25 protein-coding genes are annotated in these 24771 nt (G+C 68.5%); 14 read left to right on the forward strand and 11 right to left on the reverse strand.

Annotation, left to right across the window (positions count from 1 at the left end; all coding sequences use genetic code 11):
• Positions 1-67: 67 nt before the first annotated feature.
• Positions 68-2209 carry a DEAD/DEAH box helicase gene (locus tag BJ960_RS01940; RefSeq protein ID WP_121073757.1) on the forward strand — a complete coding sequence of 714 codons (2142 nt, stop codon included), beginning with the start codon at positions 68-70 and terminating at the stop codon, positions 2207-2209.
• A 93-nt stretch (positions 2210-2302) separates the two neighbouring features.
• A complete protein-coding gene (locus BJ960_RS01945) occupies positions 2303-3337 on the forward strand; it encodes a 6-phosphofructokinase (protein ID WP_202229210.1) in 1035 nt (344 codons plus the stop codon).
• Positions 3338-3667: 330 nt separating this feature from the next.
• Here the strand turns inward: BJ960_RS01945 and BJ960_RS01950 are convergent, their stop codons facing one another.
• The gene (locus tag BJ960_RS01950; protein WP_185986035.1) at positions 3668-4750 is read right to left on the reverse strand and encodes a hypothetical protein; all 1083 of its coding nucleotides are present in this window, start codon (positions 4748-4750) and stop codon (positions 3668-3670) included.
• Between the two features lie 135 nt (positions 4751-4885).
• Complete coding sequence (locus tag BJ960_RS01955) at positions 4886-5161, reverse strand: mycoredoxin (protein WP_185986036.1); 276 nt, start codon at positions 5159-5161, stop codon at positions 4886-4888.
• Between the two features lie 240 nt (positions 5162-5401).
• On the opposite strand from BJ960_RS01955, the gene BJ960_RS01960 reads away from it, so the two are divergent.
• The 5 genes from BJ960_RS01960 (at position 5402) to ilvA (ending at position 11023) form a co-directional block, all read left to right on the forward strand.
• Positions 5402-6745, forward strand: coding sequence for an inorganic phosphate transporter (locus BJ960_RS01960; protein WP_121073745.1), 1344 nt, complete (start codon positions 5402-5404; stop codon positions 6743-6745).
• Complete coding sequence (locus tag BJ960_RS01965) at positions 6742-7044, forward strand: hypothetical protein (RefSeq protein ID WP_121073742.1); 303 nt, start codon at positions 6742-6744, stop codon at positions 7042-7044. The genes BJ960_RS01960 and BJ960_RS01965 overlap by 4 nt, the downstream gene beginning before the upstream one ends.
• Positions 7045-7110: 66 nt before the next feature.
• On the forward strand, positions 7111-8514 hold the full coding sequence (locus tag BJ960_RS01970; protein WP_185986037.1) for an aldehyde dehydrogenase family protein: 1404 nt from the start codon (positions 7111-7113) through the stop codon (positions 8512-8514).
• A gap of 65 nt (positions 8515-8579) precedes the next feature.
• Positions 8580-9782, forward strand: a complete 1203-nt coding sequence (locus BJ960_RS01975; RefSeq protein WP_185986038.1) for an AI-2E family transporter — start codon at positions 8580-8582, stop codon at positions 9780-9782.
• Positions 9779-11023 (forward strand): threonine ammonia-lyase, encoded by a 1245-nt coding sequence (gene ilvA / locus BJ960_RS01980; RefSeq protein ID WP_185986039.1) that lies wholly within the window; start codon positions 9779-9781, stop codon positions 11021-11023. The genes BJ960_RS01975 and ilvA overlap by 4 nt, the downstream gene beginning before the upstream one ends.
• 66 nt (positions 11024-11089) lie before the next feature.
• Here ilvA and greA read toward each other — a convergent pair whose 3' ends face one another.
• The gene (gene greA, locus BJ960_RS01985) at positions 11090-11572 is read right to left on the reverse strand and encodes a transcription elongation factor GreA (protein ID WP_121073730.1); all 483 of its coding nucleotides are present in this window, start codon (positions 11570-11572) and stop codon (positions 11090-11092) included.
• Positions 11573-11692: 120 nt separating this feature from the next.
• On the reverse strand, positions 11693-12115 hold the full coding sequence (locus BJ960_RS01990) for a DUF4307 domain-containing protein (protein ID WP_183075268.1): 423 nt from the start codon (positions 12113-12115) through the stop codon (positions 11693-11695).
• A gap of 84 nt (positions 12116-12199) precedes the next feature.
• Here BJ960_RS01990 and mca point away from each other — a divergent pair, with 84 nt between their 5' ends.
• The 3 genes from mca to recQ are packed head-to-tail and all read left to right on the forward strand — an operon-like array spanning position 12200 to position 15256.
• Complete coding sequence (mca, locus tag BJ960_RS01995; protein ID WP_185986040.1) at positions 12200-13069, forward strand: mycothiol conjugate amidase Mca; 870 nt, start codon at positions 12200-12202, stop codon at positions 13067-13069.
• The gene (locus tag BJ960_RS02000; protein ID WP_185986041.1) at positions 13066-13413 is read left to right on the forward strand and encodes a hypothetical protein; all 348 of its coding nucleotides are present in this window, start codon (positions 13066-13068) and stop codon (positions 13411-13413) included. The genes mca and BJ960_RS02000 overlap by 4 nt, the downstream gene beginning before the upstream one ends.
• A 4-nt stretch (positions 13414-13417) precedes the next feature.
• Positions 13418-15256, forward strand: coding sequence for a DNA helicase RecQ (gene recQ / locus BJ960_RS02005; protein WP_185988102.1), 1839 nt, complete (start codon positions 13418-13420; stop codon positions 15254-15256).
• A 29-nt stretch (positions 15257-15285) separates the two neighbouring features.
• On the opposite strand, the gene trhA is transcribed toward recQ, so the two are convergent.
• Positions 15286-16107: a PAQR family membrane homeostasis protein TrhA gene (gene trhA, locus BJ960_RS02010; protein ID WP_185986042.1), complete on the reverse strand. Its 822-nt coding sequence runs from the start codon at positions 16105-16107 to the stop codon at positions 15286-15288.
• 122 nt (positions 16108-16229) lie between these two features.
• Here trhA and BJ960_RS02015 point away from each other — a divergent pair, with 122 nt between their 5' ends.
• Together BJ960_RS02015 and BJ960_RS02020 are read left to right on the forward strand one after the other, a co-directional pair.
• The gene (locus BJ960_RS02015) at positions 16230-17015 is read left to right on the forward strand and encodes an isoprenyl transferase (RefSeq protein ID WP_185986043.1); all 786 of its coding nucleotides are present in this window, start codon (positions 16230-16232) and stop codon (positions 17013-17015) included.
• Positions 17016-17055: 40 nt separating this feature from the next.
• Positions 17056-18357: an amidohydrolase family protein gene (locus BJ960_RS02020; protein WP_185986044.1), complete on the forward strand. Its 1302-nt coding sequence runs from the start codon at positions 17056-17058 to the stop codon at positions 18355-18357.
• Between the two features lie 18 nt (positions 18358-18375).
• On the opposite strand, the gene BJ960_RS02025 is transcribed toward BJ960_RS02020, so the two are convergent.
• Together BJ960_RS02025 and BJ960_RS02030 are read right to left on the reverse strand one after the other, a co-directional pair.
• Complete coding sequence (locus BJ960_RS02025; protein ID WP_185986045.1) at positions 18376-18867, reverse strand: S-ribosylhomocysteine lyase; 492 nt, start codon at positions 18865-18867, stop codon at positions 18376-18378.
• Positions 18868-19058: 191 nt separating this feature from the next.
• Positions 19059-19322, reverse strand: coding sequence for a hypothetical protein (locus tag BJ960_RS02030; protein ID WP_185986046.1), 264 nt, complete (start codon positions 19320-19322; stop codon positions 19059-19061).
• A gap of 377 nt (positions 19323-19699) precedes the next feature.
• Here BJ960_RS02030 and BJ960_RS02035 point away from each other — a divergent pair, with 377 nt between their 5' ends.
• Complete coding sequence (locus BJ960_RS02035; protein WP_185986047.1) at positions 19700-20254, forward strand: phosphorylase family protein; 555 nt, start codon at positions 19700-19702, stop codon at positions 20252-20254.
• 54 nt (positions 20255-20308) lie between these two features.
• Here BJ960_RS02035 and BJ960_RS02040 read toward each other — a convergent pair whose 3' ends face one another.
• Positions 20309-20590: a hypothetical protein gene (locus BJ960_RS02040; protein ID WP_185988351.1), complete on the reverse strand. Its 282-nt coding sequence runs from the start codon at positions 20588-20590 to the stop codon at positions 20309-20311.
• A 25-nt stretch (positions 20591-20615) separates the two neighbouring features.
• Here BJ960_RS02040 and BJ960_RS02045 point away from each other — a divergent pair, with 25 nt between their 5' ends.
• On the forward strand, positions 20616-21131 hold the full coding sequence (locus tag BJ960_RS02045) for a CGNR zinc finger domain-containing protein (RefSeq protein ID WP_185986048.1): 516 nt from the start codon (positions 20616-20618) through the stop codon (positions 21129-21131).
• 58 nt (positions 21132-21189) lie between these two features.
• Here the strand turns inward: BJ960_RS02045 and BJ960_RS02050 are convergent, their stop codons facing one another.
• Genes BJ960_RS02050 through BJ960_RS02060 form a run of 3 tightly spaced genes read right to left on the reverse strand, consistent with a single transcriptional unit; the run spans position 21190 to position 24759 of the window.
• Positions 21190-22329: an AI-2E family transporter gene (locus BJ960_RS02050; RefSeq protein ID WP_237463736.1), complete on the reverse strand. Its 1140-nt coding sequence runs from the start codon at positions 22327-22329 to the stop codon at positions 21190-21192.
• A gap of 52 nt (positions 22330-22381) precedes the next feature.
• Positions 22382-23359, reverse strand: coding sequence for a TIGR00730 family Rossman fold protein (locus tag BJ960_RS16570; protein WP_237463737.1), 978 nt, complete (start codon positions 23357-23359; stop codon positions 22382-22384).
• Positions 23344-24759, reverse strand: coding sequence for a bifunctional pirin family protein/GNAT family N-acetyltransferase (locus tag BJ960_RS02060; protein WP_185986049.1), 1416 nt, complete (start codon positions 24757-24759; stop codon positions 23344-23346). The genes BJ960_RS16570 and BJ960_RS02060 overlap by 16 nt, the downstream gene beginning before the upstream one ends.
• Positions 24760-24771: the final 12 nt, after the last annotated feature.

Genomic DNA, 24771 nt, shown 5'->3' on the forward strand with positions numbered 1-24771 from the left:
GTAGGGGCGCGCATGCTACGTGTCGCCCCAGTTCGGTGTGTCACGCCCAGATCCTCCAGGAGAGCAATTGGCAAGCAGCACTGCCACCCGCCAGCCAGCAAAGCGTCAGCGTTCCGGCGGCGCGCGGAAACACGCGCACAACGAGGGCATCATTCCGCTGCTCGCGCGCGCGGTACGCGAGGTCGAAGCGTCCGCGCAGCGCGGCAAGGCGAGCCCGCAGAATCGGACCAAGTTCCAGGTCATCGCCCTGCTGATGCGCGAGGAGCGCGCCAGGGTGAAGACCGAGGAAGGCGTCAGCGACACCGAGCGCGCAGAGACGCTGAAACGACTCGACGGCGTTGCCGCGATCCTCGCGAAGACCGCGGCCCGCGACACGAGCCTGATCACTCTGCTCGAGCCGGGCGCGACGATCACCGACGCGACCAGGCAGCTCAAGCGAAAGATGCTCGTGCAGGCGGGCATCGAGGTCCCCGAGGAGTCGCCAGCCGAGGCGGAGCCCGCGAAGACCCTCGTGCCGCCGGAGCTCGCCGAGCGCCAGGTCGAGCCCGCGCGGATCCACTCACGCATGCTCGCCAACCCCTTCCTCGCGCCGTCACTCGACGCCCCCAAGCAGCCGACCCCGGTCGTGCGTCTCGCGAACTGGGAACTCCTGAACCCCCTGCTGAAGGCGTTCGAGCAGGGCGGCGGCGGTGCCGCCTGCATGGAGCTGCCGGAGGCACCCGTGCCCGACCGCCTCGCGCCTCCCGGTCGTGAGCTCATGCCCCACCAGGCACGATTCCTCGCGAGCGTTCGTGAGGGTCACCGCAGCTTTCTGCTCGCCGACGAGCCCGGCCTCGGCAAGACCGCCCAGTCGGTGCTCGCCGCGTCGGTTGCCGACGCCTACCCGATGCTCGTCGTCGTGCCCAACGTCGTGAAGATGAACTGGGCGCGCGAGGTTGAGCGGTGGACTCCGCAGCGGCGCGTCACCGTGATCCACGGCGACGGCGAGAAGATGGATGCCTTCGCCGACGTCTTCGTGGTCAACTACGACATCCTCGACAGGCACCTCAGCTGGATCTCGCGTTTCGGGTTCAAGAGCATGGTCGTCGACGAGGCGCACATGATCAAGAACACGCAGTCGCAGCGCTCGCGTAACGTGCTCACGATCGCCGAGAGCATCCGCGAGCGCACCCGCGGGTCGCAGCCACTGCTCGTCGCGCTGACGGGTACGCCGCTCATCAATGAGGTCGACGACTTCCGTGCGATCTGGCGCTTCCTCGGCTGGACCGACGCTGAGAAGCCCGGGCCTGAGCTCATGGCAAAGCTCGAGAACAACGGGTGGACGCCGGCCGACCCGCCGTTCTACCCCGAGGCGCGGCAGAGCGTCATTGAGATGGGGATCGTCCGTCGCCGCAAGATCGACGTCGCGAAGGATCTGCCCGCCAAGCGGGTCGTTGATCTTCCGGTGGAGCTCGACGACGAGGCGGGACGCGGTATCCGCGCAGCCGAGGCGAAGCTCGCGCAGAAGCTCTACGACCGCTTCGCGGCGGTCAAGGCCGGCAAGCTCGGGCAGAAGCTCTCGGACGAGGCGATCATTCGCATGGTTGCTGCCCAGGAGCTCGAGGAGTCGAACGCCTCTGCAGACGGCCTGAACGTCTTCACGATGGTGCGCGAGATCGGCGTTGCGAAGGCGGGCCTCGCCGTCGACTACACCGCGCAGCTCGCGCGTTCGGTCGGCAAGGTCGTGTTCTTCGCGAAGCACATCGACGTCATGGACCGTGCCGAGGCGCAGCTCGCCGAGGCGGGGCTGAAGACGGTCTCGATTCGCGGCGAGCAGAGCGCGACGTTCCGGCAGGAGCAGATCGACGCGTTCAACAACGACCCCGAGGTCTCGGTCGCGGTGTGCTCGCTGACGGCGGCCGGCGTTGGCGTGAACCTGCAGGCATCGTCGAACGTCGTGCTCGCGGAGCTGAGCTGGACCGACGCGGAGCAGACGCAGGCGATTGACCGCGTCCACCGCATCGGCCAGGAGGAGCCCGTGACCGCGTGGCGCATCATCGCCGCGCAGACGATCGATGCTCGGATCGCCGAGCTCATCGACGGCAAGGCCGGTCTCGCCGCACGCGCGCTGGACGGCGCGCCCGCCGCCGAGGAGAACGCCGATCCCGTGCAGTTGCTGGCGCTCATGAGCGTGTTGTCGCGCGCCGTCGCAGCGGCGGAGACCGACTAGGGCTCACGGCGCGCGGGGCCTGGCTGTTCCGCGCGCCAAAATGGCGCGAATGTATGTGTCTGTAGCATTCGTGCCACCGCTACGATGATGAGCATGCGTATTGGTGTGCTCTGCTCGGGCGGCGATAGCCCGGGCATGAATGCTGCGATCCGTGGCGCGGTGCTTCGCGGCGTCGACGTTCACGGCTTCGAGATGATTGGATTCATCGACGGTTGGCGTGGGTTCCACGACGGCGAGTTCATCGAGCTCGACCGTCCGACGGTGCGTGGCCTCTCGCCGCTCGGCGGCGTCTTCATCGGCACGAGCCGCGTTCCACCGTGGCAGGCGCCCGTCACGCCCGAAGCGCTCGACGCGCTGCGGGCAAAGATGGCCGACTACGGCCTCGACGGTCTCATGCTCATCGGCGGCAACGGGACCCAGACGGTCTCGTCGATCCTCTGGGACGCTGGCGTGAACGTCGTCGGGCTCCCGAAAACGATCGACAACGATCTTGCAGGCACTGACTACACGTTCGGGTTCGACACCGCAGTGTCGATCGCGTCGGAGGCGATTGACAGGCTGCGCACGACCGGCGACTCCCACCGCCGCTGCATGGTGCTCGAGGTGATGGGCCGCGACGCCGGCTGGATCGCGCTGCACGCTGGCATGGCCGGCGGCGCCCAGGCGATGCTGCTCCCCGAGTTTCCCGAGAGCCTCGACCAAGTGTGCGCCTGGGTCGCAAACGTGCGCGACCGCGGGCGTTCCGCGCTCATCGTCGTCGCTGAGGGCTTCAAGCTTGAGGGATCTGAGGACGCCGTCACCCGCGAGGGGCTCGACGGCTTCGGCCGGCCGCGCCTCGGCGGGGTGGCAGACATGCTTGCACCGCTGATCGAGGAGCGCACCGGTATTGAGACCCGCTCCACCGTGCTCGGCCACGTGCAGCGCGGCGGCTCGCCCACGGCGTTCGACCGCGTGCTGGCGACCCGCTCGGGCATCGCCGCAGCCGACGCGGTGCTCGCGGGGGACTGGGGCAAGATGGCGGGGCTTCGCGGCGACCGCATCGAGCTCGTGCCGTTCTCGGAGGCTGTCGGCAAGCTCAAGACCGTGCCGGACGCCCGCTACGCCGAGGTCCGCCTCAACTTCGGCTGACGCGGCCGCCCTGCAGGCCCCGGGCCCCAACGCGCTGCGGGGCAGCCAGGCCACCACCCCGGTGCCCCGCGGCTGGCCTTGGCGCCTCGCGCACTCGTGGGCCCCGGGCCCTGCACGCTCGCGGCCCCGCGCTCTGCCACACCCGGCCACCACCCTAAATCGCGGCCCGATGTACACGGTTCCTGCGACTGCACACGGTTTCTACCCATAGATTTCGTGTACTTCGGCAGGAGCCGTGTACATCGGGCGGGGCGGGGCTTGCCGTGGGGATGGGCGGGGCGGAGTCGAGCTGGGCTGGCTGTCGGGCCGGGCTTGCAGCCGGGTCGCCGGTTAGGGCAGGCCACGCAAGAACTCGGCGACGCGCGGGCCCCAGCGCTTGCTCGGTCTTCCGGGCACCTGCACCCCGTGCGCCGCCAGGTGCGCGCCGAAGCGCTCCCGTGAGAACGCCTCGGCGGAGCCCCACCGGATGGGGCGCAAGCCGGTGGTCCCCGAGATCCAGTCGGCGCGGCGCTTCTCGGCGAGCACGACCTCTGCCGGGGTCTTGTCGTGGCGCAGTGCGGCATCCGAATACTTCTGCTTGCCGTCTGCTTCTCCCCAGAACTGACTGCCCGTCAGCTGGAAATCGAGATAGGCCGGGGCTCTGCCCGCACTGCGCACCGCGACCTGCAGGTCAACGTCGACGCCGAGCTCCGCGAATCGCAGCCGGGAGAGGCTCTCCAGCGGCGAGTCGGCTCGCGGATCAGCCAGTACCGCGACGGCTTCGACAGCGTGACTGCCTGGTCTGCCGCGTAGGGACGCTGCCCGTCGAAGCATCCCGTCTCGCCAGTCTCGCACCGTGGCGTCGTCAATGAGCCGCCCCACCCGTGCGATCTCCCGGAGGTGGGCGTCTGCGCTTGCGAGCGCGACGGTGAACGGCCAGGCGCGTGCGAGGTCCGCGAGGGTCCGCTCGGCCGTCGTTCGCCGGAACCCCTCGAAGGTCTCGACGTCGTTCGCGGCGAGGTCGGCGCGATGCCGGACGATTGTGGCGCTCGGAGACGCGGGACGTGTCCGCGGGACCGTGACTGCGACGACCCGTGAGCTCGCGTCTGGACCCGCAGGCGTCTGCCGGCGACCCGCGTCACGCAGCCACCGAGACAGCGCCGGGAATCCGTGCAGCACCGCTGCGCTGCCATGCGAGAACACCGGAGGACGCACAGCGCTGCCATGCGCGGCGAGCAAAGCGGCCACGTGTTGAGTCTCAACCGTCGCCGTCTCCCAGAAACCGCCGCGGACGTACCAGCCTTGCCGCAGCCGAACGAGTGACGACGACCGAACAGCCGCGGCGATAGCGTGTTCGCTCGTACCCGCGCGCCGCAGATCTGTGGCGCGGAGCAGCTCAGCGGCAACGGCGTCGAGCTGGCGTGAAGATGGCACGAGGGTAGCTTGCGCGATGCACCCTCGTGTCAGCCGGATATCCACAGACGGTGCACCACATCCGCGGAGCGGGGGCGGTGTTGACGAAGCCCCGACGCCAGGGAAGGCGCCGGGGCTGTGCGATCGTCGGTCTGGTTACAGCCCGAGCTTGGCCTTCACGTCGTTGAGCGACGGGTTTGTCGCGGTGGTGCCATCCGGGTAAACGACCGTCGGAACGGTCTGGTTGCCGCCGTTGACGTGCTCGACGAGCTCTGGCGTTCCCGGGGTGTTCTCGATGTCGACCTCGGTGAACCCGATGCCGGTCGCGGAGAGCATCGTCTTGAGACGCTTGCAGTACCCACACCACTCGGTCGAGAACATCGTGATGGACCCCGCCTCGGGGGTGAAATCTGAAATCTGTGCGGTGCTCATTGCACCCTCCTCAATCTGGTCGCGAGCGGCTTCGCCTACCCACTCCAACATACGCCGTCCGGGCGATATTCCGGCGGGGGAGTGGAAAGGTGAACGGGAGGTGAACGAGTAGGGCCTAGCTTGACCGAACCATGACGAGGTGCCAACATTTAGTTAGCGCGCGCGTGAACGGCACGTAAACCGTTGTGAGCGAGCACGCGAGGAAACTCATCAACATATAACGCCGAACGGAAGGCGCCGGTGGAATTCACCCTCATCGTGCTGCTAGTTATTGCGCTGGCACTCTTCTTTGACTTCACGAACGGCTTTCATGACACGGCCAACGCGATGGCAACTCCCATCGCGACTGGCGCGCTCAAGCCGAAGACCGCTGTGCTGCTCGCAGCCATCCTCAACCTCATCGGGGCATTCCTGTCTACCGAGGTCGCCAAGACGATCTCGGGCGGTCTGATCCGCGAGGGGGCCGACGGCGGGGTGCTGATCAGCCCCGAGATGGTCTTCGCGGGCCTGATTGGCGCGATCGTCTGGAACCTCGTGACCTGGCTTTACGGCCTGCCCTCGAGCTCGTCGCACGCGCTGTTTGGCGGGCTGATTGGCGCCGCGGTTGTCGGCGCCGGGTTCTCGGCGATTGACGGCGGCGTCTTCATGTCGAAGATCCTGCTGCCCGCCCTGGCGGCGCCCCTCACCGCGGGCCTCGTCGCGTTCGCCGCGACCCGCGTGGCGTACGCGATCACGCGCAGGCACGACGGGCGCAAGGACGGCCGTGGCCGGTTCCGGTACGCCCAGATCGCCTCGTCGTCGCTGATCGCCCTCGCGCACGGCACGAACGACGCGCAGAAGACGATGGGCGTCATCACCCTCACGCTCGTCGCGGCAGGGCTGCAGGATCCCGGCACCGGCCCGCACTTCTGGGTCATCGCGACCTGTGCGATCGCGATCGCGCTGGGCACGTACTCCGGCGGCTGGCGCATCATCCGCACCCTCGGCGCAGGCCTCACCGATGTGAAGCCCGCACAGGGCTTTGCCGCTGAGACCTCGACGGCCGCAACGATCCTCGCGTCGAGCCACCTCGGCTTCGCGCTCTCGACGACCCAGGTCGCCTCGGGCTCGGTCATCGGCTCGGGCCTCGGCCGCAAGGGCTCGACGGTTCGTTGGCGGACTGTCGGCCGCATCGCGTCGGGCTGGCTGTTTACGCTTCCCGCCGCGGCCATCGTCGGCGCCGTCGCTGCGCTCATCGCGCACCTCGGGACCTGGGGCATCATCCTCGACGCCGTGCTCGGGCTCTTCTTCATCCTCTTCATCTTCTGGCGCTCGCGTCGCAACAAGGTGGACGCGGGTAACGCGATTGCGGTGCCCGATGTTGCCGAGTCCGGCTACGCCGTTCGCATGGGCAAGGGGCGCGTCAAGAAGGTTTCGACGAAGACCGGAACCGTTCCGCCGCTCACACCCGTCGCCCAGTCCGCCGTGCGTTCGGACAAGGCGAAGCGGGCCGCTGAGAAGGCGAGGCGGGAGGCCGAGAAGGCCGCACGCAAGGCCGCGAAGAAGGCTGCGGCGAAGAAGCAGCGCGAGGGAGACAACGCATGAGCGATATCAACTGGATGGCGTTCCTCACTGTCTTCGGCGCTGCGCTGTTCGCTGCGGTGTTCGTCGTCGCGCTGTACTCGCTCGGCATTCGCTTCCTCGCGACCCCGCCCAGGCCCGCACGTCGGCCGGACGGCACGATCGAGCCCGTCGGCCCGGACCGCGACGACGAGGACGACGACATTGACGAGGAGGCCGGACGTCCGCTCTGGGCGACCATCGCCGCCAACACCTGCTTCGGCCTCTCGGTCGTGGCTGTACTCGTCGGCATCTACCTGATCGTGCCCGCGCTGCACGGCTAGCCCGAGCACAGCGAGCTGCGCCCCTGGACCTGTTGAAGGCCCAGGGGCGCAGACTATTCTGGGCGCATGAGCTTTACCGCAATTGATCGCATCCCCGGGATCGTCGCCGGGCTCCGCTACACGTTCGACCAGGGTGTCACCCGCCCGGAATCGTGGCGGCGCGAACAGCTGACCCGGCTGCGCGACCTCCTGCTTGAGCGCGGCGCAGACTTCGAGCGGGCACTGTTCGACGACCTGGGCAAGGCCGGCACGGAGGCGCAGCTCACCGAGATCGGCTTCCTTGTCGCAGAGATCGATCACGCGCTCGCGCACCTCGGGCGGTGGCTGCGGACGCGGCGGGTCGGGCTGCCGTTGGCACTGCAACCCGCGCTCGGTAAGGTCGTGCCGGAGCCGCTCGGCGTCGTCTTGGTGATCGCGCCGTGGAACTATCCGCTCATGCTCGCGCTGTCGCCGGTGATCGGCGCCATCGCCGCAGGCAACTCGGTCGTCATCAAGCCGAGCGAGCTCGCGCCTGCGACAGCCGCGCTGATCTCGCGGCTGCTCCCCGACACGCTCGACAAGCGCGCCGTCGCCGTCGTCGAGGGGGCGGTGCCCGAGACGACCGCGCTGCTCGCTGAGCGATTCGATCACATCTTCTACACCGGTAACGGCAAGGTTGGCAGGATCGTCGCGCATGCGGCCGCCGACAACCTCACCCCCGTGACGCTCGAGCTCGGTGGGAAGTCTCCGGCGTACGTCGACGACTCGGTGCCGCTCGACGAGGCAGCGAAGCGACTCGTCTGGGGCAAGTTCATGAACGTCGGCCAGACCTGCGTCGCGCCCGACTACGTGCTCGGAACGCGCGCGGTGCTCACTCGCCTCGCGCCGTTGCTCGCTGACGCAATCCACGAGCTGTACGGTTCGGCGACCCAGCAGAACCCCGACTACGGGCGCGTCGTGAATCGCGCGCAGTTCGACAGACTCGTCGGGTACCTCGGCGACGGCGAGGCGGTGGTCGGCGGCGACTACGACGCAGCCGAGCTCCACATCGCTCCGACGGTGCTCACCGGTGTTTCACGTGAAGCGCGGGTGATGCAGGAGGAGATCTTCGGACCGATCTTGCCGCTCGTTGAGGTCTCGGATCTCGACGACGCGCTGCGCTTTGTCACCGGCAGGGACAAGCCGCTCGCCGCCTACGTGTTCAGCGACGATTCGGCCGTCCGCGCGCGCTGGGAGCGCGAGACGAGCTCCGGCGCCCTCGCGTTCGGGGTGCCCGTGATGCACCTCACCGCCCCCGAACTGCCGTTCGGCGGGGTGGGGGAGAGCGGCATGGGCGCCTACCACGGCGAGCTCTCGTTCCGGGTGTTCAGCCATGAGAAGGCGGTGCTCGCCAAGCCGCTCCGCCCCGACACGCTCGCGGCGACCGTCATGCCTCCGTACACGGCCGCGAAGGACGGCGTCGCGCGGAAGTGGCTGCGCAAGCTGCTCTAGTCGCAGCGCGGCATTCCTGGTCGCGCTACCACGTAGGCGTATATAGCGCTCAGTAGACTGTGCACGTGGAAGAGTCAAACAAGACCCCGGAGACGGTGTCGCCGACCGAGCGCGCCGAACAGGAGCTGCCGCTCGGCATCCGCGTCGCCGCCGCGTGGTCCTGGCGGCTCATCATCATCGCGATCGCCGTCGGCGCCCTGATCTGGGGCATCGTGCAGGTGCGGATCATCGTGATTCCGCTGCTCATCGCGATCCTGCTCACCGCGCTCCTGAATCCGGTCGTCGACTGGTTCATCAGGCGCGGGCTGCCCCGCTGGTCGGGCGTGGTCGGTGCGCTGGGCGTCTTCATCGCAGCGCTGTGGGTGCTGATCTGGCTGATCGTCACGCAGTTGCGTGACGGCTTCGGCGACTTCTCGAAGCGGTCGGTTGAGGTCTGGAACGAGATCCTCGACTGGGTGCAGCACAACACCCTCGGGATCCCCGTCGATCAGCTCGACGACCTCATGAACCAGGCGATGCAGCTGCTCGAGAACAATCAGGGCACGCTGTGGACGGGCGCGCTTGGCGTCGCGACGACCGCCACCCAGGTCGCGACGGGCCTGCTGCTCACGATCTTCTCGCTGATCTTCCTGCTCATCGATGGCAAACGCATCTGGTACTGGGTGGTTGGGTTCGCCCCCGCCCGCGCCCACGCCGCGTTCGACGCCGCTGGCCGCGCCGGCTGGGTGTCGGTGGGGCAGTACGTTCGCGTGCAGATCTTCGTGGCCTTCGTCGACGCCGTCGGTATCGGCCTCGGCGCGACGATCCTGGGGGTGCCGTTTGCGATCCCCGTCGCGATCCTCGTCTTCCTCGGTTCGTTCATTCCGTTCCTTGGCGCGATCGTGACGGGCGCGCTCGCCGCGTTCATCGCGCTCGTCTACAACGGCCCCGTGACCGCGCTCATCATGCTTGGCGTTGTCGTGCTGGTGAACCAGATCGAGGGCCACGTCCTGCAGCCGCTCGTGATGGGCAACGCAGTGCGCGTGCATCCGCTCGGCGTCGTGCTCGCGGTGACGACGGGTACCCTGCTCGCCGGGATCCCCGGGGCGCTCTTTGCGGTGCCGATCGCGGCGGCGGCGAACACGATTGTGAGCGTGCTCGTCAAACGGCAGTGGGAATCGGGGACCGACCCGGCGGCAGAGTTCCATCGAAGAGACCAAGTCCATCGCGTCGCGAGAGCGCGCGCGAAAGAAGCAGCGAAACACGCGCGGAAAGGAAACATCGCATGAGCGACGCCTACACGGCCCCAACGCTTGACGACTTTGAGCGAGCCCTTGAGCGGGTGCATCGAATTACGCAGCGTACGCCGCTTGAGACGTCGCGATTCCTTGCCGGGATTAGTGGTGCGCCGCAGGTCTACCTGAAGTGCGAGAACCTGCAGCGCACGGGCGCGTACAAGCTCCGTGGCGCCTACAATCGCCTGCTGCAGCTCACCGACGAGGAGCGGGCGCGCGGCGTCGTCGCTGCCTCCGCGGGCAACCACGCGCAAGGCGTGGCGTTTGCCGCGCGCGAGCTCGGGATCAAGGCCACCATTTTCATGCCGAAGGGTGTCGCCCTGCCGAAGCTGCAGGCGACCCGCAACTACGGCGCCGAGGTGCAGCTGGCTGGCGATATCTTCGACGAGACCGCGGTCGCCGCGCAGGAGTTCGTCCGCGAGACCGGCGCGGTCTTCATTGCGCCGTTCGACGATCACGCCGTGATCGAGGGCCAGGGCACTGTCGCGCTCGAGATCCTCGAGGCCGCTCCCGATGTCGAGACCATCATCGTGCCAATCGGCGGCGGTGGCCTCATCTCCGGTGTCGCCGCCGCGGCGAAGCAGTGGGCGGCCAAGCGCGGCACGCCGATGCGGATCATCGGCGTGCAGGCCGAGAACGCGGCTCCGTTCCCGGTCTCGCTCGAGGCTGGCGAACCGGTCACCGTGAAGACCTCGCCTACGATCGCGGACGGCATCGCGGTCGCCAGACCAGGATCGCGAAACTTCGAGGCGGTGCGCGAGTACGTCGACGAGATCGTCACCGTCAGCGATGACGACATCGCACGCGCGATCGTGCTGCTGCTCGAGCGTGCGAAGCTTGTCGTTGAGCCGGCCGGTGCGTCGGGCGTCGCGGCGATCATCGCAGGCAAGGTCGAACTCACCGGGCCGACGTCGGTGATCCTGTCCGGCGGGAACATCGACCCGCTGCTGCTGCAGCGCGTCATCGGGCACGGACTCGCCGCATCGGCGCGCTACACGAAGCTCCGCATCCTGCTGCCCGACGTCCCCGGCCAGCTCGTGCGGACCGCCTCGATCGTCGCCGAGCAGGACGCGAACGTGGTCGAGGTGATTCACACGCGGCACGCGACCGAGCTCCCCGTCAGCGAGGTCGAGCTCGAGCTGCACATTGAGACCCGCGGGGCGGAGCACGGCGAGGCCGTCGCCCAGGCGCTGCGCGACCAGGGGTATCAGGTGCGCGTCGGCGAGCGCTACTAGCGCGTACGGAACGCACAGGGCCCAGGAGCTGCGCAGCTCCTGGGCCCTGTGCGTTCCGAGCGCGGGCTAGGCGTACGTGTCGACCGCGAGCACCTTCACCGGGATCTCCTTGCCGTTGGGCGCGGTGTAGCTCGCCTCCTCGCCGACCTTCAGGCCGAGAATTGCCGCACCGAGCGGGCTCTCCGCGCTGTAGACGTCGAGGTCCGAGCCGTCGGCGAGGTTGCGGTTGCCGAGCAGGAAGCGCTCTTCGTCGCCGAAGACCTCTGCGGTTACGACGGTGCCGACAACGACGACGCCGTTTGCCTCGGGGGCCTCGCCAACTGTCGAGTGCTTGAGCAGCTCGGTGAGGTCGCGGATGCGGGCCTCCATCTTGCCCTGCTCGTCCTTAGCGGCGTGGTAGCCGCCGTTCTCCTTGAGGTCCCCCTCCTCGCGGGCCGCCTCGATGCGAGCCGCGATGTCCTTTCGGCCCGCGCCAGAGAGTGCGTCGAGCTCAGCCTGCAGGCGGTCGTATGCCTCCTGCGTCAGCCAGGTCTGCGTGGTCTCGGCCATGGTGTCCTCGTTTCTTGGGGGAAGGTTCGCCCACCGAGGGAGAGCGAACCCGCTGATCTATGACGAACGCCCCGTCGAGCAGGGCGTACCGATCTAGGGTATCAGTGCAGCTTGTGGAGGCTAGGGTTCGACAGGCCAGCACGCCTTCGCGTGCGCCGCCGTCGCCGGCCCGAGCGTGACGATGTCGACGCTCGCGGTCTGCGAGCGGCCGTCGATGACCGGCAGGTCGACGATCTTCCATCCGACGGTGGCCTTTGACGTGTTCAGCGCCTCGACGGCGCAGCTCACCTGCACGCCGGGCTCCGCTGTGACCTCGAAGCGAGTGTTCGCGCTGTAAGTCTCTCCGGCGGCGACCTCGTTGTGCAACGTGAAGCCGATGTTCTTGAACTCGGTCGTGCTCTGCCGCCAGTTTCCGAACACGATCACCAGCAGGCCGACCAGAATTGCGACCGAGGCGAGCGACCAGCCGATACGCCGATCCCACCGCTTGGAGCGGCTCGCGCCGTAGCGGTCGGCTACGGTGGCGCTGGCGGTTTCGGTCACGGGGAACCTCCGGTGTGTGCTGGCTAGACTAGTCCCGTGCCAGCGTATCGGGATCGCATGATCGCTGCATGTGAAAGGACGCCCATGACGCTCAGATTGATCGCCGTACACGCGCATCCCGACGACGAATCGAGCAAGGGGGGCGGCACCTACGCCCACTACCTTGACCGCGGTGTCGAGGTGCTCATCGTGAGCTGCACCGGCGGAGAGCGCGGCGACGTGCTGAACGAGCTCGCCGCGCGCGACCCGCGCAGCCGCCGCGACCTCGCCGGTCTGCGCCGAAGCGAGATGGCGCGGGCGCAGGAGATCATCGGCTTCGACCACACCTGGCTCGGCTACGAGGATTCTGGGCTCCCTGGCGAGGGTGAGGAGATCCCCGCCGGATCCTTCGCTGACGTGCCGAAGGACGTGTCGGCCGAGGCGCTCGTGCGCGTGATCCGCGAGTTCAAGCCGCACGTCATGATCACCTACAACGAGCAGGGCGGCTACCCGCACCCCGACCACATCCGCACCCACGAGATCAGCATGATCGCTTGGGAGCGCTCGGGAGACGCGAGCGCCTATCCCGAGGCGGGCGAGCCGTGGGAGATCGGGAAGATGTACTACGAGGACATCTTCAACTCCGAGCGCGTGAAAGCGATCCGTGCCTGGCTTGTCGAAAACGATCCGGATTCCCCGGTGCTCGCGCGCATCGACGAGATGAGCGAGTGGCTGCTCCGGCGTGGCTACACCGGAACGGCCCGCGTCAACGTCGGCCCGTTCCTCGACAAGCGCGACGACGCGCTTCGCGCCCACGCGAGCCAGGTGTCGCCCGACAGCTCGTTCTTCTTCTGGCCGAATGAGGTGCAGCTGCAGGCGTGGCCGTTCGAGGACTACCGACTGGCGGGCTCCCGAGTCGAGACCAGCGAGTTTGAAGCAGATCTGTTTGAAGGAATTGAGGAGAACGCACGATGAGTGTTGTTTCGAGCGTGGCACTTGCCGCGCAGTCGTTTGTTGCCGATGCCGTGATCGCGCTCGCCGCGAAGGACGGCGAGACGTTTGACCCCGATAAGGTCACCCCGGGCCCTGAGGGCTTCATCGCGACCGCGGTATTCGCCGCCGCCGTGATCCTGCTCGGCTTCCTGCTGGTGAAGCGCCTGCGCCGAAACAGCTACCGCCACGAGATCCGCGAGGACATCGCCGCGGAGCTCGCCGACGCGGGGACCGCCGGGGACGCGGGCGCCAAGGGTGCGGCGCCGGAGGAGACGCAGCGTGGCGAGGACAGCGACGACAGCGGATCCCGCGGCACCGGAGCCTGACCGGATGACGGGCGTGGTGCGCGACCCGCACGAGATCCTCTCGGGGATCTTCGGGTACAGCGAGTTCCGTGGCGAGCAGGAGGCGATCATTCGCCACGTCGTCGCCGGCGGGGACGCTGTCGTGCTCATGCCAACGGGCGGCGGCAAGTCGCTCTGTTACCAGATCCCCGCGATCGCGCGCGAGGGCACCGGCATCGTGCTCTCGCCGCTCGTCGCCCTCATGCACGACCAGGTGATGGCGCTGCGCCTCGCGGGTGTACGCGCAGCGGCGCTGAATTCGTCGCTTGCCCCGGAGGAGCGCCGGGCCGTTGAGGCCGCCTATCTGGACGGTGAGCTCGATGTGCTCTACCTTGCGCCCGAGCAGCTCGCGGTGCCCGGCACCGTCGAGTTCCTGAAGCGTGGCCGGGTGGCGCTCTTCGCCATCGACGAGGCACACTGCGTGTCGCAGTGGGGCCACGACTTCCGCCCCGACTACCTCAGGCTCGGGGGCCTCGCGACCGAGTGGCCCGACGTGCCACGAATCGCGCTCACGGCGACGGCGACGCCGGAGACGCATCAGGAGATCACCGAGCGGCTGTTCCTCGGCAACGCCCGCCACTTCGTGTCGAGCTTTGACCGCGCGAACATTCGCTACCAGATCGTGCCCAAGCAGAACGTGCGCGCCCAGCTGCTCGCGTTCATTCGGAACGAGCACCAGGGCGAGGCCGGGATCGTGTACGCGCTGAGTCGCAAGCGCGTCGAGCAGACGGCCGCGGCACTGCGCGATGCCGGGATCGACGCCGTCGCCTACCACGCGGGCCTGCCTGCCGACGTGCGGCTGGACGCCCAGACCCGCTTCCTCCGCGAGGACGGCGTCGTGGTCGTCGCGACCATCGCGTTCGGCATGGGGATCGACAAGCCCGACGTGCGGTTCGTTGCCCACATCGACCTGCCGAAGTCCGTCGAGGGCTACTACCAGGAGACCGGCCGGGCCGGGCGCGACGGCGCGCCGTCGGAGGCCTGGCTCGCGTACGGCCTCGCCGACGTCGTGCAGCAACGCCAGTTCATCGATTCCGGCGACGGCGACCAAGCGACCCGCGCCAACCAGACACGTCATCTCGACCACATGCTCGCGCTGTGCGAGAGCGTCACCTGCAGGCGCAAGTATCTGCTGGGCTACTTCGGGGAGTTCGACGCCCCCGAGAACTGCGGCAACTGCGACGTGTGCCTCGACCCGCCGAAGCTGTGGGACGCGACGGTTCCGTCGCAGATGCTGCTGTCGACGATCATCCGAACGCAGAACGAGCGCGGCCGCACGTACGCCGCGGGGCAGCACATTGACGTCCTGCGCGGCGTCGGGTCGGAACGCGTCACTCAGATGCGACTCGACGAGCTCTCCACCTGGGGCATCGGCACCGACTGGACGGTTGCGCAGTGGCGCGGCGTCGTGCGCCACCTCGTCGCTGTCGGGCTGCTCGAGGCGCGAGGCGAGTGGGGCGTGCTCTGGCCGAGCGAGGCCGCGAAGCCGGTGCTGCGCGGAGAAGAGCAGGTACTCATGCGCGAGGAAGTCATCTCGCGCGCGACATCGTCTCGCTCCTCTGGCGGCGGGGCGAAGCGTTCGGCCGCCGCCGCGGATCTCACGGCTGAGCAGGCCGAGGTGTTCGACAGGCTGCGGGCGTGGCGCGCGGCCGAGGCCAAGGAGCAGGGCGTGCCAGGCTACGTCGTGTTCGGGGATGCGACGCTCGCGGCGCTGGCGGCTCACCAGCCCACCAGCGACGAGGCCCTGCTTGCGATCTCGGGGATCGGGCAAGTCAAGCTCGAGCGCTACGGTGAGGCTGTGCTCAGGGTCCTCGCAGCCCAGTAGTCGGTGCGGGCGTCCGCGGCGGCCCGGGGCTACCTCAGAGAGATGGGGTCGAGCGCGAGGAGCAGCGCCGCGGCCCAGTGGCAGAGAAACGCGATCACGGTGAGCGAGTGGAAGATCTCGTGGAAGCCGAACACGCCCGGCACCGGGTTTGGCTTCTTGAACCCGTAGACGACGGATCCCGCCGTGTAGAGCAGGCCGCCGACGATGACGAGCACCATCGCGGCGAGGTTCGCGTGGGCGATGTCGACGATGTACATCATCGCTGCCCAGCCGAGCAGCACGTAGAGGGGGACGTAGAGCCACCGCGGGGCGCCGATCCAGAACACCCTGAAGCCGATCCCGAGGAGCGCGCCCGCCCACACGAGCACGAGCAGTAGGACGCCCTTCGACGGCGGGAGTGCGAGCAACGCGATCGGTGTGTACGTGCCGGCGATCAGCAGAAAGATGTTCGCGTGGTCGAGCCGGCGGAACAGCTGCTTCGTCTCGGGCTTCCAGTCAATGCGATGGTAGAGCGCGGAGACGCCGAAGAGCAGCATGCTCGTGAGCATGAAGACTGCGGATGCCCACTTGGCGAGCGCGCCGTGCGCGAGCGAGATCAGCACGATACCGCCCGCAACCGCGATCGGGAACGTGCCCGCGTGGATCCAGCCGCGCCATCTCGGCTTCACCTCTGCGGCGTTCGGGTCTCCCCCGTCGCCGCCGTGCTCCGCCTCGTGGTCGAGGGCGTCGTCAAGGAGGGGGAGCGCGAACCGTTCTGCCCCCTGGTCGCCGTCGACCTCGTGAGCGGGCTGGGCAGCGTCTCGGGGATCCCGCGGCGCGTCCGCCGCGTCCTCGGCATTGGATACGGTCATCCTTCGAGTGTATGTTCCCGACAGATCCAGCAGGGTATATGTGTAGCCCATCGCCACCCTCGGGGCGGCGAGACTGATGAAACACCCGGCCGGGGGAGACGGTGCATCGCTAGACTACCCAGGTGACTTCCCCGCCCAAACCGCCGCGCACCGGCCTGCTGTACCGCCTGTACCAGCAGCGCCTGCGGCGTGAGATCGTCGACGCGCGCGTGCCGCACCACGTTGCCGTCATCGTCGACGGCAACCGGCGCTGGGCGAAGCAGCGCCTTCAGGAGCGAGCGGCGTTCGGACACCGCGCCGGCGCGCGGAAGGTTCCAGAGTTTCTTGGCTGGTGTGAGAATGCCGGGGTCAAGGTGGTCACGCTCTACCTGCTCTCGGCCGACAATCTGAATGCGCGGGGCAGCGACGAGCTCGAGGACCTGTTCGGGATCATTGCCGAACTCGCCACCGAGCTCGCGCGCAACCCCGCCTGGCGGGTGCAGCACGTCGGGTCGTGCGAGGGCCTCGCCCCGGAACTCGCGACGGCGCTCGCCGCAGCCGAGGAACGCACCAGGGGCAACACCGGCCTGCACGTGAACCTCGCGGTCGGCTACGGCGGCCGCAGCGAGATCGCGGCCGCGGTGCGCAGCGTGATCGAGGCCCACCAGGAAGCGGGCGGCACGCTCGAGAACCTCGCCGAGACGCTCACCCCCGACAAGATCGGCGAGCATCTGTGGACGCGCGGGCAGGCCGATCCTGATCTCGTTATTCGCACGTCCGGCGAGCAGCGCATCTCGGATTTCATGATCTGGCAGTCCGCGCACTCGGAGTTCTACTTTGTTGAGGCGCTCTACCCCGACCTGCGCGAGGTCGACTTTCTCCGCGCGCTGCGCGACTATTCCGCGCGGCAGCGCCGGCTCGGCGGCTAGCCGACTGCCGCGAGTGCGCGGCTCCCGGTAGCCTTGGCGCATGACGACTGAGACAGTGCTCCGCGCCGACTCCATGCTCACGCCAGCTGGGCCGGTTGCCCCCGCCGAGCTCGCGTTCGACGAGACCGGGCGCATCAGCTACGCCGGGCCGCCCCGCGACGGGAGCGTCGTGACCCACGATCTTGCCGGGCACGCGCTCATGCCGGGGCTCACGAACGGCCACACCCACTCGGCGATGACCCTCCAACGCGGGGTCTCCGACGACGAGAGCTTCATGCAGTGGCTCGCGACGGTGCAGGGCATCGAGCAACGCCTCACCCACGACGACCTCGTGGCCGGGCTCGAGCTCGCACTGCTCGAGATGATCGAGACCGGCACTGTCGCGTTTGCCGACATGTATTACTGGGACGAGGCGCTCATCGAGCGGGTGCGCTCCGCGGGGATGCGCGTGTTCGCGGCGCTCGCGTGCAGCGCGACCGACCACGTCGCCTACCCGACGGTCTCGCCGATGACCGGCGGGGAGGTCCTCGACGAGGTCGAGCGACTCGCGGAACACTACCGCGACGACCCGCTCGTCCGGGTCGGCTTCGGGCCGCACGCGCCGTACACATGCACGCCCGAGTTCCTGCGCGAGGTGCGGGAGCGTGCGCTCGCCGGTGGCATCCCGATCCACACCCACGTCTCCGAATCGGCGGCCGAGGTCGCGCAGATCCGCGAACAGTATGGCAAGACGCCGGGTGAGCACCTCGCGTCGCTCGACTTCTTCGACGCCGACGTGCACGCGGCCCACTGCGTGCACCTCACCGCGAGCGAGATCTCGACGTTCGCCGAGACCGGCACGTCAATCAGCCACAACCCGGTCTCAAACCTCAAGCTCGGCAACGGCATCGCGCCGTTCCCCGAGATGATCGGCGCGGGCCTCGAGCTTGCGATCGGCACCGACTCGGTCGCGAGCAACAACTCGCTCGACCTGTTTGAGGAGCTCAAGCACGCCACGATCCTGCACCGCGGAGCCCGCCAGGATGCGGCCGCCGTGCTCGGGCCGCAGGTGCTCGACATCGCGACCCGGGGCGGTGCGGCGGCGATCGGGTTCCCGGAGTCCGGAGCGCTCGACGTTGGCCGGTTCGCAGACATCGTCGCGGTCGACCTGCGCGGCACCGCGGCCGCGCCCCTGCCCTCCGAATCCCTTGTCGCGCACCTCGTCTACGGTGCGACCGGGCGCGACGTGCGGCACGTCTTCATCGGCGGCAGGCACGTGTATGCGGACGGTGAGCACCTCACGCTCGACGCTGACGCCGTGCGTGAGCGGGCCCGGGAGGCGCGGGCCCGACTGGTCGCCTGAGGGCCGGCTGCCCGGCGGCTAGGCGATGACGCTGCGGTCGAACGCGTCGACGCTGATGCCCTGAGCGAGGACCTGCTTCGACCACTCCTTTGCGGAGTGCAGGCTGTGGTCGCGGTAGTTGCCGCAGCTCTCGGCGGTAGTGCCGGGGACATCGTCCCATTCGACTCGCTCCACGAGGTCGGTGAGCGAGGTCTTGATCGCCGCCGCGACCTCCGCGGAGCTCGGTTCGCCCCAGACAATCATGTGGAAGCCCGTGCGGCACCCGAAGGGCGAGATGTCGATGAGGCCATCAAACCGCGTGCGCAGTAGCGCCGCGATGGTGTGCTCGATCGTGTGGAGCCCAGCCGTCGGGATCTCGCCCGCGTTCGGCTGCACCAGACGGATGTCGAAGTTCGAGATTGCGTCGCCCTTCGGGCCGTGCTCGACGCCGATGAGTCTGACGTACGGCGCGAGCACCTTCGTGTGGTCTAGGGCGAAACTCTCGACTGCGGCAAGCTCTACGTCACTCATGCCGCAAGTGTAGCCGCGCGGCCTTGACGGGTCGCCGAATGTGACGCGCAGCTACGCCTGGTCGCGCAGGTCGTGACGAGCGGGGATCAGGCGAACGGGAGCAGCGGCAACAGACACAGAAGAGCCCCGCCGGCCCTGGTGGGCGACGGGGCTCAAGCGTGGCTCAGCCTGTGCGGCCGAGCGGCTCAACGCTACGCGGCGCGGCTCAGCGCGATACGGGCGTTCGGGCCGGCAGCCTCGACGGCGACATCCCAGCCAGCCTTGTCCAGGCGGACAAGGTCGCGGCGGGCATCGGCGAGCGTGTCGGTCTCGACAACGTAGAGGGTGCGGCCTGCGCTGCGGTAGACGGAGCGGTGCTGTGCCCACTCGGGAATCCGCATCGTTGCGCCTTCGCCGAGCGAGTGGTACGGAGTACGCGGTGCCGGGCGAATCGGGGTGATGTTTTGCGTATGCATATGGATAGGTCCTTTCGATGCCACGTCGTCGTCGTGACGTGCGGCGGTAACGAGCACGCTGTGCTGAGTGCAGACACATGCGCATGCTTGGCCTCGGATGAGGCGATGGATCCGTGCGGATCTTGGTGAGCTGCTGCGCACTTCGCTGGAATGAAGACTGGCCCTGCACTGGACGAAATCGCGGTCGCTTGCAAGCTCTGTTGAATATCTTAGAACAAGTCTTCGAAAAACGCCAGTGGAGTTTCGAAATATCTGCTGTGCCCGCGTGATTCCTCGCCTTCGCGGCGCGGTAGCCTTGGTTGCGGCCGACCGCGCACGCGCCGGTGATCATCACTCTGCGCTGCTGCGTTCAGCCGCCATGACCATGAGGAGAATCCATGACAGCCAATCGCACCCTGATCGTGTTTGCCCACGGCGACGAGGCGTCGGCGTTCGCTAATGTGCCGCATCTTGTCACGGGCGTCGGCAAGATCAACGCCGCGGTTTCGCTCGCGCAGGAATTGCGCGGCGGCGACGTGGAGCGGGTGGTGGTGCTTGGCACCGCGGGCGTCGTTGGCGAGGGCGCAGAACGGCTCTCGCTCGACACCGTGTATCAGGTGACCGGGCTCGTGCAGCACGACTTCTCGCTGCCGTCGCAGACGATCGTGCCCGCGGGCGACGTCCTGCTCGCCGAGACCGCCACGATGGCGACGGGGGACCAGTTCGTGAAGGATGACGCGCAGCGCGCCCACATCGCGAGCCTTGGTGCGCAGCTCGTTGACATGGAGGGCTATGCCTACGGGGCCCTCTGCGCCCGCTTCGATGTGCCGCTGCAGGTGTTCAAGGTGCCGTCGGACTTCGCGGACAGCTCGACGACCGACGCGGAGTGGGATGAGATCGTCTTCGCGAAGAGCCGCCAGCTGCGCGCGTTCTGGGAGGATCGCCTGCGCTAGCCGCGAATGCGGCGTCGGCCGCTCGGCCCCGATCGTCTGGGGAGTGAGTGCGGCTCAGCTCCGCGATACGCGGGGTGCGAGCGGGCGCAGTTCGACGCGCCGAGCGCCGCACCGCGCGCACCGCACGTAGCTCACGATGCCCTCGGACGTCGGGTGGCTCGACTCGGCGTGCCACGCGTGCTCGTGCACGCGGCGCGGTGGCGCGGGCGCTGGCGACGTGTGCGCGGTGTTCCCCGGGGCGCCGTCGTGGCCGGATGGGGCGGGGGCCGCCGTCGCGGGACCGGAGCCAATTCGCGCTGCGCGGGAGGGGAGTGAGGTCGGTGCTGTGGTACTCATGAGACAAGCGTGATGTAATGCCCTTATGCATCTCAACCCTTACGGCACCTACGCGGTGCTGCTCGCGGCCTCGCTCGCCAACGACTGGCCGGCGGACCGGGCCGGGATCGAGGAACGCACGCGCGAGTTTGGCATGACCATGCGGTTCGCCGTCGACGCTGGCGACCACGCCGGAGTGCGCACCGTCATCGACGAGTGGCTGAGAGTCGTCGACGCTGACGACCCGGAGCGCCGCGCCGAGATCCTGAACCGGCAGATGGCCGACGCCGCGGCATTCCCGCAGCTCGTCAATCACGACGGCGAGGGCTGGCACCTGCATTACCGCGACGACAGGCAATCCCTCCCCGGGGTGCTGCGCTCGGTGATCCCCGTCGGAACGGCCCTGCACCTGACCACTCGGGGCGTCACCCGGCTTGGGCGCTGTGGTGCCGATCCCTGCACGAACGTCGTCGTCGACGTGACGCGCAACGGCAGGCAGCGGTACTGCTCCGTGCGGTGCGCGAACCGGGCGGCGGTTCGGCGGCATCGCGCGCGGGGGTAGTCGCCGCGCGGGGCGCCAGCGAAGGATCGATGCGGCCGCTGCCCGGCAGCTGCACCGGTCAGCCGGCGCGCGGCCCCGCCGCCTCCGCCGTAACGTTATCGCCGGACAGCCATCGCAGCCAGCCCATTCCCGGATCGCGCTCGAGGATCAGGGCGCGCACCAGGAGCGTCAGGGGGATCGCGAGGATCGCGCCGAGCGGCCCGATGATGAATGTCCAGAACAGTACGGAGACGAAGCTGAGGGTGAGGCTCAGGCTCACCGCATCGCTCACGAACTTCGGCTGGATGAGCACCTGCAGGAGGACATTTGCGACCGCGTAGACCGCTACGACGGCGAGCATCAGCGGCCATCCACCGACGACGAGCGCCAGGATCGCGGGCGGCACGAGCCCGAGCACGAAGCCGATGTTCGGGACGAAGTTCGTGACGAACGAAAGGATCGCCCAGACGAGGGGAGCGGGAATGCCGAGCGCCCAGAGGGCGAGCCCGTCGACGACCGCGACGAGCAGACCGAACGCCGCGTTCACGACGTAGTAGCGCCGCACGTTGCCGTTGAACTGGGCGAAGCGCCGCACCCGGGGCGCCGCCGCCGGGCCGAACTCGCGTGTCGCCCGCGCGAACCGCCCGGCGTCCGCAGCCATGAAGATCGCGTAGGCGAAGATGAAGAACAGCGCGGTGAGGACGCCAAGAATGCTGCTGCCGAGTGACGTCGCGTACTGCACGATCGTTGACGGCGTGAGCACCGATGTGATCGCGTCGGTGAACTGGTCGCTGAGGCCGAGCGACGTGAAGAACTCGAACAGGTTGTCGGCCGTCGCCCGAAGATCCGCGCTATAGGCAATGACGAGCTGCGTAAACTCCGCGGTCGCAAATGCGAGCATGGCGGCGAGGACCAGCAGGATCGCCCACGAGAGCGCGACGACCACTGTGGTCGACACCCAGCTCGGCCAGCCGCGCCGGTCGAGCGGCCGACGGACGGGAGAGCAGATGATGACGATCACCGCGGCGAGTGCGAGCGGGCCGATGACCTCGCGCGCGAACGACACTCCGGCGAGCACAACGACGGCGGCGGCGAGGCCGAGCAGCACGGTGAGTGACGGGGCCATCGCGGCAGGCTGGGCTGTTGACGCAGGACGGTCACGGCTCTCTGGCTGCGGCGCTGAGGCGCCGGGGGAGTGCTGGTTCGCGGCGTCGTTCATGCACTTAGCGTAATGGAAGAGCCGTAGGCGGCGTCAGGTGCGGTGCGCGCGGCTACGACCACTTCGGCAGCGGCGGCTGCCACTCGCTGATTTTCGCGAAGAGTTCGGCGGGCTCCGTTGCGACGATCAGTGCGTCGCGGGCCTCGGGCTTCGAGAAGCCGGCGTCGACCATGGTGTCGATCGCGCGGACGAGCGGCTGCCAGTAGCCGTCGATGTCGTAGAGGGCGACCGGCTTCGTGTGGATCCCGAGCGTGACCCACGTCCAGACCTCGAAGATCTCCTCGAGCGTCCCTGGGCCCCCCGGAAGCGCCACGAATGCGTCGGTGAGTTCGGCCATCCGACGCTTGCGCTCGGGCATCGAGGCGACGACCTCGAGGCGGGTCAGTCCGGTGTGGCCGGTCTCGCCTGCGAGGAGTGCCTCCGTGATGACGCCGAACGCGCGGCCGCCGGCCTCGAGCACCGCGTCAGCGACAGTTCCCATGAGACCCACCTTGCCGCCGCCATACACGAGCTCGATGCCGGCTCGAGCCATCGCTTCGCCGAAGTCGCGGGCGCCAGCGGCAAACGCCGGGGAGTTGCCGAACGCGGACCCGGTGAACACTGCGAGCCGCTGCGGCGGTCGAGCGGTGCGCGCGAGTGCGGGGAACACCTGTTCGGTGTTGAGCGGCGCCATCGCGGCGTTTGCCTCGAGCGGATCGGCCCATTCGAGGTGCTCGATCTCGGCGAGCGGGCGGTCGACGGCAACGTACGGATGCTCGAACACCTGGGCGATGACGTCGCGCTCGGGCTCGTTGGCTGCGGGCGCGCGGAACTCGCCAAGGCCGCGGAGCCGGAGCGGGTCGAGCTCGACCCCCAGCTCCTCCCGGAACTCGCGAATGGCTGTGTCGCGGGGATCCTCACCTGCCTCGGGCTTACCGCCCGGGAGCATGAGTGAGTCGGTGCCACGTTTTCTCACGTTGAGGACCTTGCCCTCGGCGTCGCGTACAACAACCGCGCTGACCCTGATGGGTTCGGCTACGTGGTGGGCCAATCGACGATCTCCTCGTACTCGGGGTGCTTCTTCAGCCACGCCGACACGTAGGGGCAGTACGGGACAATGCGCATTCCCGCGGAGCGCGTGTCAGCCATGGCTTCGGTGACAAGCGTACCGGCCAGCCCGCGGCCGCCGAACTCGGGGTCGACTTCAGTGTGCACGAACGCGCGGGCGTTGCCGCGGGCCGGCACCCGGTACTCGGTGAAGCCGGCAAGGGTTTCGCCGAGATAGATCGCGTACCGCGAGGCGTCGGGTTCGTGCGCGACTCGGACTTGCTCTGCTGCGTCGGACATGGGTGCCTCCTCGGAAGACGGTTGCGGTTCTGAACGGGCAGTGGCGTCGGCTCCCCCCGCGGTCGCGAGGGTCGCGGTCGCCGGGGGCAGCGGGCCGAGCTTGCTCCGCGGCAGCAGCCGCGCGGTCGGAAGCTCAGGCGCTGGCAGCGGCGGCTCAGGCTCGTCGTCGGGAAGCCCGAAGCGATCGGCGTCGTCAAGTGCGTTGGCTTCGTCGGCGCTGATGGTGGCCTGCCACGCGTCGCGGGCGGCGGCGACCTCCTCGTGGGAGCCGCCGATGAAGTTCCACCACATCACGAGTTCGTCCTCGAACGGGGCGCCGCCAATGAGCAGAACATGCGCGCCGTCAGGGCCAGCGGTGAGGGTGAGCTCGGAGCAGCCGGCGGCGGCGAAGCCGAGATCTTCCGCGCGGAGCGATGCGCCCGTTGCGTCGCCGGGTGCGATCGCGACCGAGCCGGTATCCACGAGCACGCCGTGCTCGAAGGCGGGATCAACGTTGAGGGTGAGGCTGGCGCCCTCCGCGAGCGTGAGCTCGGCGCCGACAAGCGGCGTGTGCGTCTCAACGGGGGAGCGCTCGCCGAGCAGCGAGCCGAGGAACACCTGCGCCGTGTAGCCCTCGCCTGACACGAGGGGCGGCACGTAGTGGTCGAAACGCTTCACGATGCCGCGGGCGTGCGCGGGCAGCGCGATCCAGAGCTGGGCGCCGTGCAGCACCGTGGTATCGGGTGTGGACCGTTCCGAGTGGCTGATGCCGGAGCCCGCGGTCATGAGATTCAGCTCGCCCGGCCGCACCATCGCGTGGTTGCCCGCGCTGTCGCGGTGCTCGATGGTGCCCGAGAACAGCCAGCTGGCAGTCTGCAAACCTGTGTGCGGGTGGGCGCGCACCTGCATACCACCGGTCTCGGCGACGTCGTCGGGCCCGTAGTGGTCGAGGAAACACCAGGCGCCGATGAGACTACGACTGCGCTGCGGGAGTGTGCGGCGCACCGGCATCCCGCGGAGCCCGCCGAGCGGCACCTCGCGTGGTTCGAGCACCTCCACCTCGCCTGCCCTGCCCGGGCCGGCAGCGCAGAGAGTTTCTTCGGGCCGTGACTCAAGATTGCTCATTGTGATGCTCCT

It is taken from the genome of Leucobacter aridicollis, from assembly GCF_013409595.1.
Taxonomy (GTDB): domain Bacteria; phylum Actinomycetota; class Actinomycetes; order Actinomycetales; family Microbacteriaceae; genus Leucobacter; species Leucobacter aridicollis.